General features: G+C 73.1%; 17 protein-coding genes. 7 read left to right on the plus strand and 10 right to left on the minus strand.

All coding sequences use genetic code 11. From position 1 onward, the window contains the following. The 7 genes from ABT300_RS30445 to ABT300_RS30475 form a co-directional block, all read right to left on the minus strand. A partial coding sequence (locus ABT300_RS30445; RefSeq protein ID WP_351682338.1) for an ATP-binding cassette domain-containing protein occupies nt 1–322 on the minus strand: 322 nt, incomplete at its 3' end. Continuing rightward, complete coding sequence (locus tag ABT300_RS30450) at nt 315–1244, minus strand: ABC transporter permease (protein WP_351682341.1); 930 nt, start codon at nt 1242–1244, stop codon at nt 315–317. The genes ABT300_RS30450 and ABT300_RS30445, both read right to left, overlap by 8 nt. A gap of 95 nt (nt 1245–1339) precedes the next feature. Then, nucleotides 1340–2185 carry a glycosyltransferase family 2 protein gene (locus tag ABT300_RS30455; RefSeq protein ID WP_351682378.1) on the minus strand — a complete coding sequence of 282 codons (846 nt, stop codon included), beginning with the start codon at nt 2183–2185 and terminating at the stop codon, nt 1340–1342. A 35-nt stretch (nt 2186–2220) separates the two neighbouring features. After that, on the minus strand, nt 2221–3000 hold the full coding sequence (locus ABT300_RS30460) for a CDP-alcohol phosphatidyltransferase family protein (RefSeq protein ID WP_351682344.1): 780 nt from the start codon (nt 2998–3000) through the stop codon (nt 2221–2223). Continuing rightward, complete coding sequence (locus ABT300_RS30465) at nt 2978–4039, minus strand: iron-containing alcohol dehydrogenase family protein (protein WP_351682346.1); 1062 nt, start codon at nt 4037–4039, stop codon at nt 2978–2980. Before ABT300_RS30465 ends, ABT300_RS30460 begins: the two co-directional genes overlap by 23 nt. Next, a complete protein-coding gene (locus ABT300_RS30470; protein ID WP_351682349.1) occupies nt 4027–4779 on the minus strand; it encodes a phosphocholine cytidylyltransferase family protein in 753 nt (250 codons plus the stop codon). The genes ABT300_RS30465 and ABT300_RS30470 overlap by 13 nt, the downstream gene beginning before the upstream one ends. Further along, the gene (locus ABT300_RS30475; protein ID WP_351682351.1) at nt 4776–6578 is read right to left on the minus strand and encodes a DUF5941 domain-containing protein; all 1803 of its coding nucleotides are present in this window, start codon (nt 6576–6578) and stop codon (nt 4776–4778) included. The genes ABT300_RS30470 and ABT300_RS30475 overlap by 4 nt, the downstream gene beginning before the upstream one ends. Nucleotides 6579–6905: 327 nt before the next feature. Between ABT300_RS30475 and galE the strand changes: the two genes are divergently transcribed. From galE to idi, 3 genes are all read left to right on the plus strand, one after another. Beyond that, nucleotides 6906–7874: a UDP-glucose 4-epimerase GalE gene (gene galE / locus ABT300_RS30480; protein WP_351682354.1), complete on the plus strand. Its 969-nt coding sequence runs from the start codon at nt 6906–6908 to the stop codon at nt 7872–7874. Nucleotides 7875–8022: 148 nt separating this feature from the next. After that, nucleotides 8023–8964 carry a cation diffusion facilitator family transporter gene (locus ABT300_RS30485; RefSeq protein WP_351682357.1) on the plus strand — a complete coding sequence of 314 codons (942 nt, stop codon included), beginning with the start codon at nt 8023–8025 and terminating at the stop codon, nt 8962–8964. Between the two features lie 201 nt (nt 8965–9165). Then, nucleotides 9166–9759, plus strand: a complete 594-nt coding sequence (gene idi, locus ABT300_RS30490) for an isopentenyl-diphosphate Delta-isomerase (RefSeq protein WP_351682360.1) — start codon at nt 9166–9168, stop codon at nt 9757–9759. Nucleotides 9760–9762: 3 nt separating this feature from the next. On the opposite strand, the gene ABT300_RS30495 is transcribed toward idi, so the two are convergent. Next, nucleotides 9763–10281: an ATP-binding protein gene (locus ABT300_RS30495; RefSeq protein WP_351682380.1), complete on the minus strand. Its 519-nt coding sequence runs from the start codon at nt 10279–10281 to the stop codon at nt 9763–9765. A gap of 310 nt (nt 10282–10591) precedes the next feature. On the opposite strand from ABT300_RS30495, the gene ABT300_RS30500 reads away from it, so the two are divergent. The 3 genes from ABT300_RS30500 to ABT300_RS30510 all read left to right on the plus strand — a co-directional run bounded on the left by ABT300_RS30500 (nt 10592) and on the right by ABT300_RS30510 (nt 14482). Further along, complete coding sequence (locus ABT300_RS30500; protein WP_351682363.1) at nt 10592–11341, plus strand: enoyl-CoA hydratase/isomerase family protein; 750 nt, start codon at nt 10592–10594, stop codon at nt 11339–11341. Nucleotides 11342–11439: 98 nt separating this feature from the next. Further along, nucleotides 11440–13848: a Tex family protein gene (locus ABT300_RS30505; protein WP_351682366.1), complete on the plus strand. Its 2409-nt coding sequence runs from the start codon at nt 11440–11442 to the stop codon at nt 13846–13848. Between the two features lie 67 nt (nt 13849–13915). Then, entirely contained in the window at nt 13916–14482 is a 567-nt protein-coding gene (locus ABT300_RS30510; RefSeq protein WP_351682369.1) for a putative glycolipid-binding domain-containing protein, read from the plus strand. Between the two features lie 15 nt (nt 14483–14497). On the opposite strand, the gene ABT300_RS30515 is transcribed toward ABT300_RS30510, so the two are convergent. Beyond that, nucleotides 14498–16138 (minus strand): ABC-F family ATP-binding cassette domain-containing protein, encoded by a 1641-nt coding sequence (locus ABT300_RS30515; RefSeq protein WP_351682371.1) that lies wholly within the window; start codon nt 16136–16138, stop codon nt 14498–14500. 158 nt (nt 16139–16296) lie between these two features. Here ABT300_RS30515 and ABT300_RS30520 point away from each other — a divergent pair, with 158 nt between their 5' ends. Then, nucleotides 16297–17253: an FAD-dependent oxidoreductase gene (locus ABT300_RS30520; protein WP_351682373.1), complete on the plus strand. Its 957-nt coding sequence runs from the start codon at nt 16297–16299 to the stop codon at nt 17251–17253. A 69-nt stretch (nt 17254–17322) separates the two neighbouring features. On the opposite strand, the gene ABT300_RS30525 is transcribed toward ABT300_RS30520, so the two are convergent. Further along, nucleotides 17323–18438: CocE/NonD family hydrolase C-terminal non-catalytic domain-containing protein (locus ABT300_RS30525; RefSeq protein WP_351682375.1), on the minus strand; the 1116-nt coding region annotated here is incomplete at its 5' end.

The following is an 18438-nucleotide window of genomic DNA, read 5'->3' on the forward strand; positions in this document are numbered from 1 at the left end:
AGGGCTGTCCGTCGGTGTAGACCTTGCCGCTCTCCGGCGGCAGCAGTCCGGCGATGGCGCGCAGCAGCGTGGACTTGCCCGAGCCGTTGGAGCCGATCAGGCCGATGGCCTCGCCCCGGTGGGCGACGAAGGAGACGCCGCGCACCGCGTGCACCTTGCGCACGCCGCGCTCCTCGCCGCGCTTGACGATGCGGCTGAGGGCGGCGGTGGCGCTGCCCTTCCCGCTCTTGGCGCCGTTGACGCGGTAGACGATGTGGACCTCGTCGGCGATGACCGTCGGGACCCGGCGGCCCGCCTGGTCCTGCGGAAGCGGATCAACCACGGCCGTACCTCTCCTCCGCCTTCCAGAAGTACACGAACCCGCCGACGGCCATGACGACCGCCCAGCCGCCCGCGACCGCCCACACGTGGTCGGGCAGGTTCTCCGCGCCGTACTCCTCGATGAGCGCGAAGCGCATGAGGTCCATGTAGATGGCGGCGGGGTTCCACTGCAGGACGTTCGCCACCCACTGCGGCTTGTCCGCGAGGAAGACGGGGATGGAGAACATCACGCCCGAGGCGTACATCCACGTCCGCATCACGAACGGCATCAGCTGCGCCAGGTCGGGGGTCTTGGCGCCGGCCCGCGCGAACACCAGCGCCAGGCCGGTGTTGAAGCAGAACTGCAGGGCCAGCACCGGCACGATCAGCGTCCAGGACAGGTCCGGGTAGCTGCCCATGCCGATCACCACGGCGAACAGCACCAGCATCGAGTACAGCAGTTGCTGGAGCTGCTGCAGCGCGAAGGAGATCGGCAGCGAGGCGCGCGGGAAGTGCAGCGCGCGCACCAGGCCGAGGTTGCCGGAGATCGCCCGGACGCCGCTCATCACGGAGGTCTGCGTGAAGGTGAACACGAAGACGCCCGTGACCAGGAAGGGGATGTACACGTCCTTGGGCATCCCGCGGCTGGCGTTGAGGAGAAGGCCGAAGATCATGAAGTACACGGCCGCGTTCAGCAAGGGCGTGGCCACCTGCCAGAGTTGGCCCAGCTTGGCCTGGCTGTACTGCGCGGCCAGCTTCGCCCGGGAGAACGCCAGGATGAAGTGACGGCGCCCCCACAGCTGGCGGACGTACTCCCGCAGCGGAGGCCGGGCGCCGCTCACGGCCAGCCCGTACCTGGCTGCCAGCTGCGCCGCCGTGAGGCCCTCGTCGGGCGACGGAAGCGCGCTCACGGCGACTCCGACGTCATGCGTTGTCTCACTCACAGGTAGGAAACCTTCGTCTTCGGGATGCGCAGCCCCGAGGGGGCGCATGAGCCGGGGGCCCGCGGTACGTCCCGGGGCCCTCAGGGACGAGCTTGTCAGATCACCGGAGGCCGGCCCAGTCGGGTCAGCCGCCACACCGTACGCCACTTCATGGGCCTGCGCGGCCCGCAGGGAGTGCTCCAGCCCTCCCGGAAGCCGCCGAACCACGCCTTCAGGGCCGGCGCCGAGGGGCGGCGGAGCAGCGTGAGCAGCATCCAGACCCCGAGGTAGACCGGGACCAGCGGGGCGGGGAGGTTGCGGCGGGCCAGCCAGACGCGGTTGCGGGCCACCATGCGGTGGTACACCGCGTGCCGCGAGGGCGCGGTGGTCGGGTGGTGCAGCACCATGTCCGACCGGTAGTCGATCATCCAGCCCGCGTCGAGCGCCCGCCACGCGAGGTCGGTCTCCTCGTGCGCGTAGAAGAACTCGCCGGGAAGACCGCCGACCTGCGCGAGCACCTTCGTGCGGACGGCGTTCGCGCCGCCGAGGAAGGTGGTGACCCGGGACGAGCGCATCGGGTCGGAGGCGCGCAGCCGGGGCACGTGGCGGCGCTGGGTGACGCCGGTGTCCGGATCGGCGATCCGGAAGCTGATGATGCCCAGTTCCGGATCCGCGTCGAAGGCCTGGCGGCACAGCTCGGCCGTGTCCGTGCGGGCCAGCAGGCCGTCGTCGTCCAGGAACAGCAGGACGTCGACGTCGGCGCCGCCGGGCCCGAAGGCCTCGATGCCGACGTTGCGGCCGCCGGGGATGCCGAGGTTCTCGGGCAGCTCGACCGTCCGGACGCCCTCGGGGACGTCCGGGACGGGCGCGCCGTTGCCGACCACGACCACCTCCACCCGGTCGCCGTCCTGCCCGGCCACCGAGTCGAGCAGCGCGCGCAGCTCGTCGGGGCGGTTGCCCATGGTGATGACGACCGCGCCGACCCTCTTCGCGGCGCTCACTTGAGCCTGCTCGAGGCGAGGATGGACACCAGGTGCAGCACGGTCTGCAGGAGCGCGATGCCGGCCAGCACCGCCACGCCGAGCCGGGAGAAGAACAGGTCGCCGCGCACCTGGTCGGCCACGGCCAGGACCAGGATGAGCAGGGACGCCTCGATGCCGAGGATCAGCCGGTGGAACTGGAGCGCCGAGGCCGCCCGGCGGGCCAGCGCCATGCCGGAGGAGCGCGGCTCGGACGCCGACTCCTTGACCGGCGGCATCCCGCCCTGGTGGCGTGCCACGCCGACGAGGTCGGTCTCGGCCTTGATCAGGATCGCGCCGAGCGCTGCCAGCGTGCCGAGGAAGGCCCACAGCCAGTCGATGCGCCCGGCGCCCCACAGGTCGGCGGCGCGCAGACCGAAGCCGACGAGCACCGCCGCGTCGGTCAGGTACGCGCCGACCCGGTCCAGGTAGACACCGGCCAGCGAGTACTGCTTCTTCCAGCGCGCGATCTCGCCGTCCACGCAGTCCAGCAGCAGGTACATCTGGACGCAGACCACGCCGAGCACGGCGCCCGTGATCCCCGGCACCAGCAGCGCCGGGGCCGCGAGCACCCCGAAGACGGTCATCAGATACGTGAGCTGGTTGGGCGTGACCCTGGTGTTCACCAGGTAGCGGTCCACCCGCAGGGACACCTCTCGCATGTAGAGGCGTCCCATCCAGTGCTCACCGCTGCGCCGGTCCTTCACCCCCGGGGGGTGGACGACCGGTCTGAGTTCAGCTACCGATGGCCTTGACATATTCGGTGTAGACGTCCTTGATCTGGTCGGGCTTGAGGTCGAGGTGTTCGAGGATCGTGTAGCGGCCGGGCCTGGTCTCGGGAGCGAACCCCACGGCGCGGACGAACTCGTCCACCGTGAAGCCGATCTCCTCCGGCAGGACGGGCAGTCCGTGCCGCCGCAGCACCCGGGCCATCTCGGCCGACTCCTCGTGGGCTCCGCGCAGGTACATCGCGAAGGCCGCGCCCAGGCCGCACTGCTCGCCGTGGGCGGCCGCGCGCTTGGGGAAGAGCAGGTCGAAGGCGTGGTTGATCTCGTGGCACGCGCCGGAGGAGGGACGGGAGTCCCCCGAGACCGACATCGCGATGCCGCTGAGCACCAGCGCCTCGGCCAGCACCTGGAGGAAGCCGGTGTCGCCGATGCCGCCCGGGTGGCGCAGCACCGCCTCGCCGGCCTGGCGGGCGATGGCGGCCGCCAGGCCGTCGATCTTCTCGCCCTTGACGCGGTGGGCGAGCTCCCAGTCGGCGATCGCCGAGATGTTGGACACCGCGTCGCCGATGCCGGCGCGCACGAACCGCACCGGCGCCTCGAGGATGACGTCCAGGTCGATGACGACCGCGATCGGGTTCGGCACGCCGTAGGAGCCGCGCCCCGCGTCGTTGTCGAGGGTGGCGACCGGCGAGCACAGGCCGTCGTGCGCGAGGTTCGTCGGCACGGCGACCAGCGGCAGGCCCACCCGCGCCGCGGCGAACTTGGCACAGTCGATGATCTTGCCGCCGCCCAGGCCCACGACGGCGTCGTAGTGGCCGGCCTTTATGTCGCCGGCCAGCTGGACGGCGTCGTCGAGGGTGCCGCCGCCCACCTCGTACCAGGTGGCGCCGGGCAGGGCCGGGGTGAGGCGCTCGCGCAGCCGGGCTCCCGAGCCGCCGCTGACGGCGATGGCGAGCTTGCCCGAGTGCGAGATGCGCTCGTCGGCGAGCACTCCGACCAGGTCGTCGAGGGCGCCCGGGCGGATGTCCACGACGACCGGCGAGGGGATCAGCCGGGTCAGTACTGGCACGCGATCTCCCGTCCGCGGGCGAGATCGTCGTGATTGTCGATCTCCACCCACTTGACGTCGCCGATCGGCGCCACGTCGATGCGGAAGCCACGGTTGACCAGTTCCTGGTACCCGTGCTCGTAGAACTGCTGCGGGTCGGTCTCCCACACGGTCTTGAGGGCGTCGGCCAGTTCGGGGGCCGCGTCGCCCTCGATGAGGGTGACGCCGATGTACTCACCGGTGGCCTCGGCCGGGTCCATCAGCTTGGTGATCTTCGTCATGCCCCGCTCGGGGTCGACGACGACCTTCATCTCCTCGTCGGCGAGGGACTTCACGGTGTCCAGCGCGAGGATGATCTTCTTGCCCTCGCCGCGGGCCGCGAGCAGCGTCTTCTCGACGGAGACCGGGTGCACGGTGTCGCCGTTGGCGAGGATCACGCCGTCCTTGAGGGCGTCCCGACCGCACCACAGGGAGTAGGCGTTGTTCCACTCCTCGGCCTTGTCGTTGTCGATCAGGGTGAGCCTGAGGCCGTACTTCGCCTCCAGCGCCGCCTTGCGCGCGTACACGGCCTCCTTGCGGTAGCCGACGATGACCGCGACCTCGGTCAGCCCGATCTCGGCGAAGTTGCCGAGGGTCAGGTCCAGGACCGTGGGCTCGCCTTCTATGCCCGCGGGCCCCACCGGCACCAGCGCCTTGGGCAGGCTGTCGGTGTAGGGGCGAAGACGCCTTCCGGCGCCGGCCGCCAGCACGAGGCCGATCATGCGGGTTCTCCTTCGTCGTGTACGGCGGGAGCGCCGTCCTTGTGGGCGGCCACCCAGAAGCGGATGCTCTCGACGAGCACCAGCACGGCGACGACCACGGCGAGGACCGTGAGCGCGACCGTGAACTGCGAAGCGGTGAGCAGCGCGGCCAGCACGGCCACCAGCAGCGTCCGCCCCTCCTGCCCCCCGACGGTGCGCACCAGCCAGGCCGGCGGCGCCCCGGCGTCGCCGCGGATGCGGTACACCGTGTCGTAGTGATGGTAGGCGACGGCGGAGACCAGCCCGAAAGCCGCGGGAAGCGCCCCGTCCACGTCGGCCCGGGCCGCGAGGATCAGGACCGTGCCGTACTCGGCGGCGCGGAACAGCGGGGGGATCAGCCAGTCGAGGGCGCCCTTGAGGGGATGGGCGACGGCCTCGGCGGACAACAGGACGTACGCGCCGGCCATCAGGACGACCCACCAGCTCGGGCCCCACATCCAGGCCCCGAGGGCGACGAGGACGGCGCCGACGGCGGCGCTGAGGGGCGCCGTGCGGCGGGGCTTGCCGGGAAGGAGGCGGACCAGCGCCTCGGTCAGCGGCCCGCTGTCCGCGAGGTCCGCCAGCGCCTGCGCCGCCCGGTCCGTCCGGCGGGCCTTGCGGGTCAGCGAGCGCAGGACGCGGCCCGCCGTCGTGTAGGTCGCCGCGAAGGCGCAGCCGGCCAGCAGCGCGTAGAAGGTGATGCGGGGGGTGGTTGCCGCGGTCAGCACGGCGATCATGGCCCATCGTTCGCCGATGGGCAGAACTATCATCCGCCGCACCCAGACCGTCCAGCCGACGCTGTCGAGCTTGTCGGAGAGAGCTGCGGTCGGGCTGGTGTTGGCGGTGGCGTCGTGGTTCGCCTCGTTGAAGGAGAAGTCCACGACGTGTCGGCAGGTCTGCAGGACCATGGCGCCCAGCGCGAGCGCCCACACGTCGTCGCCGCCGCGGGCCGCTCCCAGGGCGAGGCCCGCGTAGTAGGCGTACTCCTTGGCCCGGTCGAAGGTGGCGTCGAGCCAGGCGCCCAGGGTGGAGTACTGCAGGGAGTAGCGGGCGAGCTGGCCGTCGGTGCAGTCCAGGACGAACGAGGCGATCAGCAGGACGCCGGCCGCGACGAACCCGCCGCGGGTGCCGGTGGCCGCGCAGCCCGCCGCGATCAGCGCGGTGATCAGCGAGGCGGTCGTGACCTGGTTCGGGGTGAGGCCGCGGCGGGCGCACCAGCGGGCGATGTAGCGGGAGTAGGGGCTGATGAAGTAGGTGGTGAAGAACCCGTCGCGGGCCTTGACCGCCGACTTCAGGCGCACCGACTCGTCGTCCAGGGCGGCCACGGCCTGCCGCGCCTCGTTGCGGGTCTGCGGGTCGACGGGGACCTGCGCGACCAGGCTCCCCAACTCGGGGCGGTGCACGCCGGCGCCGTCGGCGTCGAGGGCGGCGACCACGCGGTCCGCGAGGCTCTCGACGGCCAGCAGGGTGCCGCCGCTCGCGGAGTTCTCCCGGGCCATCGCACGGGTCAGGGCCTGCCGGCCGGCCGGCTGCGCAGTCAGCGCGCCCGGGATGGCGGCGAGCGGGAAGCGGGGGTCGGTGAGCCCGAGGCGCAGCGCGTGCTCGTGGCCGACGAAACGGGCGTCCACGACGGCGACCCGCTGGTCGCCGGGTACGGCGGCGAGGAGTGTCTCGGCGTCACCGGCGTCGGAGGCCGTCAGGACGTCGAAGCCGAGGGACCGCAGGTCGCCCTCGATCGACGATCCGGGGACCGGCGAGCCGGTGAGGATGGCGGTCGACAACCGAACTCACTCCCTGGGTCCGGCGCGGTCACGCCGGTCATGAACGATGGGGGGCGCCCCTTGGCTGCACCGGCGACCTCACCGGCGCCGCACCAGGCGGGCGGCATGTCGGCAGAGGCTATCGGATGCCGGGAAGGCCGCGTTCACCGCCCGTTGCGGCACGGCCGACACGGTCCCCGGCGCCACCGTCCCCCGGTGGAACCGGCCCTCGCCGAGATCATCATGGGTGATCGGCGGCCCGGCCGACAAACCGCGGCTCTCGGCGCCGGCGTCCGGGACACCGCCCGGAGCCCGGTCCTTCACCGCGGTCGGCATAGGGTCACAGGCATGACGTGGCTGATCACCGGCGGAGCCGGATACATTGGGGCCCATGTGGCACGGGCCGTGACGGGGGCCGGGGAGAAGGTCGTCGTGCTGGACGACCTCTCGTCCGGCGTCACCGCCCGGCTCGGGGCGGACGTCCCGCTCGTCAGAGGCTCGGCGCTCGACGCCGACCTGCTCAGGAAGACCCTCGCCGAGCACGCCGTGACCGGTGTGGTGCACCTGGCCGCGCACAAGCAGGTCGGCGAGTCGGTGGCGCATCCCACCCGCTACTACCGGGACAACGTGGGCGGTCTGGCGACGCTGCTCGAGGCGGTCGCCGAGGCCGGGGTCCGGCGGTTCCTGTTCTCCTCCTCCGCGGCCGTCTACGGCAATCCCGACGTGGACCTCATCACCGAGGACACCCCGTGCGCGCCGGTGAACCCGTACGGCGAGACCAAGCTCGCCGGGGAGTGGCTGGTGCGGGCGGCGGGACAGGCGCACGGCATCGCGACGACGTGTCTGCGCTACTTCAACGTGGCCGGGGCGGCGGCGCCCGAGCTGGCCGACACCGGGATCTTCAACGTCGTCCCGATGGTCTTCGACCGGCTCACCCGCGGCGAGGCGCCGCGGATCTTCGGCGCCGACTACCCCACGCCGGACGGCACGTGCGTGCGGGACTACATCCACGTGGCGGACCTGGCCGAGGCCCATCTCGCGGCGGCCCGGCGGCTGAGCGCGCCGGACGCGACGGGCGACCTGACGGTCAACATCGGCCGGGGCGAGGGCGTGTCGGTGCGCGAGCTGGTCACCCTCATCGGCGAGGTCACCGGCGACGCCCGCCCGGCCCTCGTCGAGGGGCGCAGGCCCGGGGACGCGCCGCGCGCGGTCGCCGCGGCGGGGCTGGCCGCCCGGGAGCTGGGCTGGACGGCCCGGCGAGGGGTGCGGGAGATGGTCGAGTCGGCTTGGCAGGGCTGGCGGCTGCACCGTTCCTGAACCCGTGGCGCCGTCCTGACCTGCACTTCGTTTCCGCAGGTCAGGGCACATGACAACGGTGTTCAGTGCCGCGTTGCCGGATACCCCCCACCCGTAGTTGACTGTGAGCCCGGGCAGCACACGCACGGACCACAGGAAGGCTGTATCCATGGGGGCTGGGCACGACCACGGCCACACGCACGCACACGTGCCGCCCACCGGCACGGCCGCGGCGGCGTACCGCGGCAGGCTGCGCGGCGCTCTGGCGATCACGCTCGGCGTGATGGTGGTGGAGATCGTCGGCGGGGTGCTCGCGGACTCCCTGGCGCTGGTCGCCGACGCGGCGCACATGGCGACGGACGCGCTGGGCCTCGGCATGGCGCTGCTCGCCATCCACTTCGCGGGCCGGCCGCCGAGCGCGAACCGCACCTTCGGACTCGCCCGCGCCGAGATCCTCGCCGCCCTCGCCAACTGTCTGCTGCTGCTCGGGGTGGGCGGTTACGTCCTGTACGAGGCGGTCCAGCGGTTCTTCACGCCGGCCGCCACCGAGGGCGGGCTGATGATCTGGTTCGGCGCGATCGGCCTGGCGGCGAACATGGTCTCGCTGACCCTGCTGATGCGCGGCCAGGCGGAGAGCCTGAACGTGCGCGGGGCGTTCCTGGAGGTGGCCGCCGACGCGCTGGGCTCGGTGGCGGTGCTGATCTCGGCAGCGGTGATCCTGACCACCGGCTGGCAGACCGCCGACCCGATCGCCTCGCTGGTCATCGGCCTGATGATCGTGCCGCGGACGGTGAAGCTGCTGCGCGAGACGCTCGACGTGCTGCTGGAGTCGGCGCCCAAGGACGTCGACATGGCGGAGGTGCGGTCCCACATCCTCGCCCTGGACGGGGTGGAGGACGTCCACGACCTGCACGCCTGGACGATCACCTCCGGCATGCCGGTGCTGTCGGCGCACGTGGTGGTGAGCTCGGAGGCGCTGAACGCCATCGGCCACGAGAAGATGCTGCACGAGCTCCAGGGCTGCCTCGGCGACCACTTCGACGTGGAGCACTGCACCTTCCAGCTGGAGCCGAGCGGGCACGCCGAACACGAGGCGCGGCTCTGCCACTGAGCGCCCTCCCCGCACGCCGCCGAATTCAGACACGTGTTCTAAGCGATTCTCCGGACCCGTCGCCGGGCAAGATCGCCTCCGGGGTCCCCCGCCGCGCCGAACGGGACACGCGCGCGGGACATGCGCGCTTTCCCGCGAAGGGCCGGGAGCGCCGGGCGCGTGCGGCAGACTGGGACGCGAGGACCGATGCTAAGGATGGGTATGCCGATCACACCTGCCACCGCGACACACGACTCGTCGGACGCGATCGCCGAAGCGATCCTGCTGGAGCTGGTCGACGAGAACGGCGTCACGATCGGCACCGCGGAGAAGCTCGCCGCCCATCAGCCGCCCGGACAGCTGCACCGCGCGTTCTCCGTGTTCCTCTTCGACGAGCGGGGCCGGCTGCTGATCCAGCAGCGCGCGCTCGGCAAGTACCACTCCCCCGGCGTGTGGTCCAACACCTGCTGCGGCCACCCCTACCCGAACGAGGCGCCGTTCGCGGCGGCCGCCCGGCGCACCCACGAGGAGCTGGGCGTCTCCCCGTCGCTGCTCGCCGAGGCGGGCACGGTCCGCTACAACCACCCCGACCCGGACTCGGGCCTGGTGGAGCAGGAGTACAACCACCTGTTCGTCGGGCTGGTGCAGTCCCCGCTGCGGCCGGAGGCGGCCGAGGTCGGCGACACGGCGTTCGTGACCCCTGCCGAGCTGGCGGAACGGCACGCGAAGGAGCCGTTCTCCTCCTGGTTCATGACCGTCCTGGACGCGGCACGGCCCGCGGTCCGCGAGCTGACGGGCCCCTCGGCGGGCTGGTGAGAGTCAGCGCGTCCGCACGGGCTTGAGCGGCAGGGCGGCCCAGATCACCTTGCCGCCGCCCGTCGTGTGCTCGACGTCGCACACCCCGCCCGCCTCTCTGGCGATCTCCCGCACCAGGAGCAGCCCTCGGCCGCCGGTACGGCCGTGATCGGCCTCCAGGGCGGTCGGGCGGTACGGGTGGTCGTCCTCCACGGCGACCCGCACCCACTCGGCTCCGACGGCGACCTCCACCGCCAGCTCCGGTGACAGCAGAGCCGCGTGCCGCACGGCGTTGGTCACCAGCTCGGAGACGATCAGCAGGAGCCCCTGGGTCAGGTCGTCGGAGAGCGGCACCCCCTGGCGGTACAGCAGGTCCCGCACGGCGTGCCGGGCCTGCGGGACCGAGGCGTCCACGGCGGAGGCGGTGAACCGCCAGACGCCTTCGTAGGGCAGCGGGCGCGGCACGGACTCCGCGGGGGGCTCGGGAAGTGCGCCTGGTCCGCCCTCTGGGCGTGGGTCGGGCCCGCGCCCGTGATCGTCCATCGTCCGGTCGCCGCCCTCGCGCTCGATTGTCACCACAGGCGGAATGGTGGCAACGAGGCGGTCCCCTTCGGATGACTGAACAGAAGTCAGCGGTTATCGAGCGTTTTCGACCGCATCCGGGAGACCACGGCGACCGCAGGACCGTTTCTTTCGCGTTCGCGCCACCTTCGCGCCACCTTCGCGCCCTCTTCGGGCCGTACGGGTCCGGCGGCGACGCTCTTCCCGGTTTGACCCCCTATGGCCCGACCGCCGTGCCCGCCCCGTCGGCCCACCCGATCATGGAACGGCCGGGCTGGTTAGCATCCGGGGCATGGAGCCCGAACTGCTGCACGGCGTCACGGACGCGGTCGCCACCGTCGTCCTGCACCACCCTGCGAAGCGCAACGCCATGACGGCCGCGATGTGGGCGGGGCTGCCCCCGCTGCTGGACGCCCTGGCCGCCGACCCCGCCGTCCGGGCGCTCGTGCTGACGGGGGCGGGCGGCACCTTCTGCGCGGGCGCCGACATCTCCACCCTTCAGGACTCGCCCGACGAGGCCCAGGCGCTGGCCGTGCGGGCCGAGGAGGCCCTGGCCGCGTTCCCGAAGCCCACGCTGGCGGCCGTGCGCGGCCACTGCGTCGGCGGCGGCGCCCAGCTCGCCGCCGCCTGCGATCTGCGGTTCGCCGAGGACGGCGCGCTGTTCGGGGTGACGCCGGCCCGGCTCGGGATCGTCTACCCGTCCTCCGCCACCCGGCGGCTGGTGTCCCTGGTGGGGCCCGCCACCGCCAAGTACCTGCTGTTCTCCGGCGAGTTGATCGACGCCGAGCGGGCCCTGCGCACCGGTCTGGTCGACGAGGTGCTCCCTGCGGACGCGCTCGACGAGCGGGTCGGCGAGTTCACCCGCCTGCTGACGTCGCGCTCGCAGCTGACCCAGGCCGCGGCCAAGGAGTTCGCGAACGGCCGCACCGACCGGGACGCCCACTGGAGCGCGCAGGCGCGCGGCAACGGCGACACCGCGGAAGGCGTCGCCGCGTTCCTGCAGCGCCGGGAGCCGCACTTCACCTGGAGCACGTCGGGATGAGACGGACGGGGACCCGTTGACCGCGCCCTGATCCCCGATTGTCGGCGCCGCCTGCCACAATTGCCGCGCAACCTCAGTGGAGAAGGCGGTACGGGATCGTGACGACACCCGGGTCCATCGAAGCAGGATCCATCGAAGGCAGGATCGCCGAGGAGCTCGGCGTACGGGAGCGGCAGGTCAAGGCCGCCGTGGAGCTGCTCGACGGCGGCTCGACGGTGCCCTTCATCGCCCGCTACCGCAAGGAAGCGACCGAGATGCTCGACGACGCGCAGCTGCGCACGCTCGAGGAGCGGCTGCGCTACCTGCGGGAGCTGGAGGAGCGGCGGTCGGCGGTCCTGGAATCGGTCCGCGAGCAGGGCAAGCTCACCGACGCCCTCGAGGCGCAGATCCGCGGCGCCCAGACCAAGGCGCGCCTCGAGGACGTCTACCTCCCGTTCAAGCCCAAGCGGCGCACCAAGGCGCAGATCGCGCGCGAGGCGGGTCTCGAGCCGCTCGCCGAGGGACTGCTCGGGGACGCCTCGGTCGACCCGCTCGCAGCCGCCGCCGCGTTCGTCGACGCCGACAAGGGCGTCGCCGACCCGCAGGCCGCGCTGGACGGCGCGCGGGCGATCCTCACCGAGCGGTTCTCGGAGGACGCCGACCTGATCGGCGAGCTGCGCGAACGCATGTGGGCGCGCGGACGGCTGGCGGCCAGGGTGCGCGACGGCAAGGAGGAGACGGGCGCGAAGTTCGCCGACTACTTCGACTTCGCCGAGCCCTTCACCGCGCTGCCCTCGCACCGCATCCTGGCGATGCTGCGCGGCGAGAAGGAAGAGGTCCTCGATCTCGTCCTGGAGCCGGAGGAGCCCTCCGAGCAGCCCGGCCCGTCCTCGTACGAGGGCATCGTCGCCGCCCGGTTCGGCATCGCCGACCGCGGCCGGCCGGCCGACAGGTGGCTGGCGGACACGGTCCGCTGGGCGTGGCGCACCCGCATCCTGGTCCACCTCGGCATCGACCTGCGGCTGCGGCTGCGCACGGCCGCCGAGGACGAGGCCGTGAACGTCTTCGCCGCCAACCTCCGCGACCTGCTGCTCGCCGCCCCGGCCGGCACGCGCGCGACGCTGGGCCTGGACCCCGGCTTCCGCACCGGCGTGAAGGTCGCCGTCGTCGACGCGACCGGCAAGGTCGTCGCCACGGACGTGATCTACCCGCACGTCCCGGCGAACAAGTGGGACGAGGCGATCGCGGGGCTCGCGCGGCTGGCTAAGGAGCACACGGTCGACCTGATCGCCATCGGCAACGGCACCGCGTCCCGCGAGACCGACAAGCTGGCCGGGGAGCTCATCACGAAGCACCCCGAGCTGCAGCTCACCAAGGTGATGGTGTCCGAGGCGGGCGCGTCGGTGTACTCGGCCTCCGCCTTCGCCTCCCAGGAGCTGCCCGACATGGACGTGTCGCTGCGCGGCGCCGTGTCGATCGCCCGCCGGCTCCAGGACCCGCTCGCCGAGCTGGTGAAGATCGACCCCAAGTCGATCGGCGTCGGCCAGTACCAGCACGACCTGTCCGAGGTGAAGCTGTCGCGTTCGCTGGACGCGGTGGTGGAGGACTGCGTGAACGGCGTCGGCGTGGACGTCAACACGGCCTCGGCGCCGCTTCTTTCGCGGGTGTCGGGCATCTCCTCGGGTCTCGCCGAGAACATCGTGGCGCACCGGGACGCGAACGGGCCCTTCACCTCGCGCTCCGAGCTGAAGAAGGTGGCCCGGCTCGGCCCGAAGGCGTACGAGCAGTGCGCCGGCTTCCTGCGGATCCGCGGCGGCTCCGACCCGCTCGACTCCTCCAGCGTGCACCCCGAGGCGTACCCGGTGGTGCGGCGCATGGTGAAGACCTCCGGCCAGCAGGTGGCCTCCCTGATCGGCAACACGGGCGTCCTGCGCTCGCTGCGGCCCGCGGACTTCGTGGACGACACCTTCGGGCTGCCGACCGTCACCGACATCCTCAGGGAGCTGGAGAAGCCCGGGCGCGACCCGCGGCCCGCCTTCAAGACGGCGACCTTCAAGGAGGGCGTGGAGAAGATCTCCGACCTGGCCTCCGGGATGGTCCTGGAGGGCGTGGTGACGAACGTGGCGGCCTTCGGGGCGTTCATCGACATCGGCGTCCACCAGGACGGACTGGCCCATGTCTCCGCGCTGTCGAAGACGTTCGTCAAGGACCCCCGGGACGTCGTCAAGCCCGGCGACATCGTCAAGGTGAAGGTCCTCGACGTCGACATCCCGCGCAAGCGGATCTCGCTGACGCTCCGGCTCGACGACGAGGCGGCCCCGCAGGGCGGTCAGGGCCAGTCCTCGGGCGGGGGCCGATCGCAGCGCGGCGGCGGGCGACCGCCGCAGCAGCGGCAGCAGGGCGGACAGCGCGGCGGAGGCAGCGGTGGCGGCGGCGGTTCGCGCCAGGCTCCGCCGCCGGCCAACAGCGCGATGGCCGACGCACTGCGCCGAGCGGGCCTGGCGGACCCGAACAAGCGCTCGCGCTGACGGGGGAGCGGGCGGCCGGGACCGCGTGCGGGGGCACGCGGACCCGGACCGCTCGTACAGTGGCCGCATGGGTGCTTCCCGGGTCCTCAGCTGGAGCGTGTCGGCGAGCGGCGGCTACGAGACCGCGTGGGCCGAGCAGGGCGACGGCGCGCTCCGGGCCCGGGGGCGGGCGGTCGGCACGACGCCGCAGCCGTACTGGGTGTCCTACGAGCTCGACGCGGCCGACGGGTTCGTGACCCGCCGGCTGCGGGTCACGGTCGAGACGGCCGCGCGCACACGCTCCCTCGACCTGCGGCACGACGGACGGGGCGGCTGGACGGCCGACGGGGAGCGCCTCCCCGGCTTCGAGGAGGCGCTCGACTGCGACCTGGGCCTGTGCCCGCTGACCAACACCATGCCGGTGCTGCGGCACGGGCTGCACCGGCAGGCGGGCGAGCGCCGGTTCCTGATGGCCTGGGTCTCGGTGCCGACGCTGACCGTGCGGCCGTCGTGGCAGACGTACACGCGTCTGGGAGCGGCCGGGGACGGCGGCGCGGTGGTCCGGTACGCCTCGGGGAGCTTCCGCAGCGACGTCGTCTTCGACCCGGACGGATACGTCCTGGACTACCCGGGGCTCGCCACCCGGCTGGGGTGACGGGCCTCCCGGCGGCTACCGCTCGGTCACCTTGCCGTCCGCGACCTCCAGACGGCGCGTGACGTGCACCGCGTCCAGCATGCGCCGGTCGTGGGTGACGAGCAGGAGGGTGCCCTCGTAGGCGTCGAGGGCCGACTCCAGCTGTTCGATGGCCGGCAGGTCGAGGTGGTTGGTCGGCTCGTCGAGGACCAGGAGGTTGACGCCCCGCCCCTGGAGCAGCGCCAGAGCGGCACGGGTGCGCTCGCCGGGCGACAGGGTGGCCGCAGGGCGCATGACGTGGTCCGACTTCAGGCCGAACTTGGCGAGCAGGGTGCGCACCTCGACCGGCTCGGTGTCGGGGACGGCGGCGCGGAACGCCTCCAGCAGCGCCTCCGTGCCGTGGAACAGCGCCCGCGCCTGGTCGACCTCGCCGACCAGGACGCCCGAGCCCAGGGCCGCGTGCCCGGCGTCCAGCGGGACCCGGCCGAGCAGCGCGCCGAGGAGGGTGGACTTGCCGGCGCCGTTCGCGCCGGTCACCGCGACCCGGTCGGCCCAGTCGATCTGCAGCGTCACCGGACCGAACGTGAAGCCGCCGCGGAGCACCTGGGCGTCGCGCAGCGAGGCGACCACCGCTCCGGAGCGCGGGGCGGCCGCGATCTCCATGCGCAGCTCCCACTCCTTGCGCGGCTCCTCGACGACCTCCAGGCGCTCGATCATGCGCTGGGTCTGCCGCGCCTTCGCGGCCTGCTTCTCGCTGGCCTCGCTGCGGAACTTGCGGCCGATCTTGTCGTTGTCGTTGCCCGCCTTGCGGCGCGCGTTCTTCACGCCCTTGTCCATCCAGGAGCGCTGGGTCTGCGCCCGGTCCTGGAGGGCGGCCTTCTTGTCGGCGTACTCCTCGAAGTCCTCGCGGGCATGCCGGCGGGCCACGTCCCGCTCCTCCAGATAGGCGTCGTAGCCGCCGCCGTAGAGGTTGATCTGCTGCTGCGCCAGGTCCAGTTCGAGGACCTTGGTGACGGTGCGGGTGAGGAACTCGCGGTCGTGGCTGACGACGACCGTGCCGGCGCGCAGCCCGGTCACGAAACGCTCGAGGCGCTCCAGCCCGTCCAGGTCGAGGTCGTTGGTCGGCTCGTCGAGCAGGAAGACGTCGTAGCGGGACAGGAGGAGGGAGGCGAGACCCGCGCGGGCGGCCTGGCCGCCGGACAGGGAGGTCATGGGCTGGTCGAGGTCCACGCCGAGCCCCAGCGAGTCGGCGACCTCCTCGGCGCGCTCGTCGAGGTCGGCGCCGCCGAGGTCGAGCCAGCGCTCCAGGCTCGTCGCGTAGGCGTCGTCGGCGCCGGGCGCCCCGTCGACCAGGGCCTGGGTCGCCTCGTCCATCGTGCGCTGCGCCTCGGCGACGCCGGTGCGGCGGGCGAGGAACTCGCGCACGCTCTCGCCGGGGCGGCGCTCCGGTTCCTGGGGAAGATGGCCGACGGTCGCGGTCGGCGGGGAGAGCCTGAGCTCGCCCTGCTCGGGCGCGGTGAGCCCGGCGAGCAGCTTCAGCAGGGTGGACTTGCCCGCGCCGTTGGCGCCGACCAGCCCGATCACGTCCCCGGGGGCGACCACGAGGTCGAGCCCGGAGAAGAGGGAGCGGTCGCCGTGCCCGGCGGCGAGGTTCTTGGCGACGAGAGTGGCAGTCATCAGACAGCAGATCCTAGTGCGCGTGCGCCGGCCGGGGCGCCGGGGCCCGGACGCAGGAGTCCGGCCGGCCGCCGGAGTCCGGCCGGCCGTGGGAGTAGGTCCGGCCGCCGGAGTAGGTCCGGTCGCCGCGATGGGGCGCGATCGGCTACGGTCCGCGCGTGGGCACTGAGGCGGGCGGCGAGGTCGTCGTGGTCGGCGGCGGGGTCATCGGGCTGACGACGGCGGTCGTCCTCGCCGAGCGGGGCCGACGGGTCCGGGTGTGGACGCGGGACCCGGTGGAGCGGACCACCTCGGCCGTCGCGGGCGCGCTGTGGTGGCCGTACCACATCGAGCCGATGGCGTCGGCGCGCGCGTGGGCGCTGCGCTCGCTCGAGGTGTACGAGGAGCTGGCCGGGCGGCCCGAGGAGAACGGGGTGCGGCTGGTCGAGGGGGCCATGAGCCCGGCGGACCCGGCGGACGTCGAGCGCTGGGCGGCGGGCCGGCTGTCCGTGCTGCGGCGGGCCACCGCCCGGGAGCACCCGGCCGGGAGCGCCCTGTGGACGCGGCTGCCGCTCATCGACATGGCGACCCACCTGCCGTGGCTGCGCGAGCGGCTGCTGCGGGCGGGCGGCACGGTCGAGGAGCGGGTCGTGTCCGATCTGACGGCGGTGGACGCGCCGGTCATCGTCAACTGCACCGGCCTCGGCGCCCGTGCCCTGGTCGCGGATCGCACGGTGCGGCCGGTGCGCGGGCAGCTGGTCGTCGTGGAGAACCCGGGGCTGCGGACCTGGCTGGTCTCCACCGCCCCGGACGGGGCGACGGCCTACCTCTTCCCGCAGCCGGGGCGGCTGCTGCTGGGCGGCACGGCCGAGGACGGCGTGTGGTCCCTGGAGCCGGATCCGGCTCAGGCGGAGGCGATCGTGCGGCGGTGCGCCGCGCTGCGGCCCGAGGTGGCGGGGGCGCGGATCCTGGCGCACCGGGTGGGCCTGCGGCCGGCCCGTCCGGCGGTACGGCTGGAGCGGCAGACGCTGCCCGACGGCCGCGCGGTGATCCACGACTACGGCCACGGCGGCGCGGGCGTCACCGTCGCCTGGGGATGCGCGGAGGAGGCGGCCGCGCTGGCCGCCTCCTCCTGACCGGTCACGGACGCCGATGCGCGCTCCCGGGCCGGACGGTCGGATGCGGAGCGTGCTGCGGCCGGACGGTCACGGGATCCGGACCGCGCTCCTCGTCGTGCCGTCGGTTCCGTCGGCCGACGGAACGGCGTGCGGAGCGGGGTGGGGAGCGGTGTGCGGGGCGCCGGCCGCCCGTGATCCCGCCGTCGCCGCGGCGAACGCCTTCGCGCCGCCCACCACCGGGACCCGGGCTGAGGTGCGGGCCATGTCCAGGGTGAGGGTCGGCCGGTCGGCGGGCGGGTCGATGAGATCCCTGTCGGTCCCCGCGACGATCAGCGCGAGGCGGTGGCCGGCCGGTACGACGTGGTCGGCGGCCGCGAGGTCCAGGGTGATGGCGTAGGCCCTGCCCGGGGTCAGCGGCACGCCCCTGCCGGGGTCGGCCCAGGTCCCGAGGTCGGCCCAGCCCCGGCTGACGACGGTGGCGCCGACGTCGACGGTCGCGGCCTTCGTCCTCTTGAAGCAGGCGCTGTCGCCGGCGGTGCTCGCGCCCCAGCAGGTGCGGTCGGCGAGGGTGGTGACTCCCTCGCCTCCCGCCGCGTAGTCGCGGATCGTGTCGGGTCCGAGGTCGACGAGTACGGCGCTCAGGTGGGCCGTCGCGGTGGTGGGCGTGGCGGTCACGGTGACCTTCGAGGAGCCGGACAGCCGCAGGTCCCGGGTGAGGGCGCCGGTGAGGAAGGCCGCCTTGTCGGGCGTAGGCGCGTCGGCCTGCGCGGCCCAGTCGGTCTCGGTGCGCTGCGGGTCGTCGGTGAAGGCCGCGGCGCCGCCGCTCCTGCGCAGGCCCAGTGTGCCGACGCCCGGGCGGTCGCCGGGGGCGGGGCGCAGGGTCGTGGGCTGTGTGCCGCGCGGCGGCCAGGACGTCGAGGTGACCCACTGGTCGGGGTGGCGTTCGACGTCGGCCATGGGCTCGCGGTCGATGCCGTTGTCGTAGCCGAGGAGCTCGTGGTCGAACCAGCGGTGCAGGGTGTCGACCCAGGCGGCGCGACGGAAGTCGAAGGGGTCGACGTGGCCGGTCTGGGAGAGCCAGATCTTGCGCTGGACGCCGTTCTCGGCGAGGGCGTCCCACCACTGCCCGAAGTTCTTGGTGCGGACGTTGAGGTCCTGCATGCCGTGCACGAGGAAGACGCTGGCCCGCACCTTGTGCGCGTC

It is taken from the genome of Streptomyces sp. NPDC001027, assembly GCF_040299045.1.
Lineage (GTDB): Bacteria > Actinomycetota > Actinomycetes > Streptomycetales > Streptomycetaceae > Streptomyces.

Bases quoted from the DNA above. Each gene is read 5' to 3' on its own strand.
- ABT300_RS30455 (WP_351682378.1), bottom strand. From the start codon at position 2,185: ATGGGCAACCGCCCCGACGAGCTGCGCGCGCTGCTCGACTCGGTGGCC.
- ABT300_RS30460 (WP_351682344.1), bottom strand. From the start codon at position 3,000: ATGTCAAGGCCATCGGTAGCTGAACTCAGACCGGTCGTCCACCCCCCG.
- ABT300_RS30470 (WP_351682349.1), bottom strand. From the start codon at position 4,779: ATGATCGGCCTCGTGCTGGCGGCCGGCGCCGGAAGGCGTCTTCGCCCC.
- galE (WP_351682354.1), top strand. From the start codon at position 6,906: ATGACGTGGCTGATCACCGGCGGAGCCGGATACATTGGGGCCCATGTG.
- ABT300_RS30485 (WP_351682357.1), top strand. From the start codon at position 8,023: ATGGGGGCTGGGCACGACCACGGCCACACGCACGCACACGTGCCGCCC.
- idi (WP_351682360.1), top strand. From the start codon at position 9,166: ATGCCGATCACACCTGCCACCGCGACACACGACTCGTCGGACGCGATC.
- ABT300_RS30495 (WP_351682380.1), bottom strand. From the start codon at position 10,281: ATGGACGATCACGGGCGCGGGCCCGACCCACGCCCAGAGGGCGGACCA.
- ABT300_RS30500 (WP_351682363.1), top strand. From the start codon at position 10,592: ATGGAGCCCGAACTGCTGCACGGCGTCACGGACGCGGTCGCCACCGTC.
- ABT300_RS30510 (WP_351682369.1), top strand. From the start codon at position 13,916: ATGGGTGCTTCCCGGGTCCTCAGCTGGAGCGTGTCGGCGAGCGGCGGC.
- ABT300_RS30515 (WP_351682371.1), bottom strand. From the start codon at position 16,138: ATGACTGCCACTCTCGTCGCCAAGAACCTCGCCGCCGGGCACGGCGAC.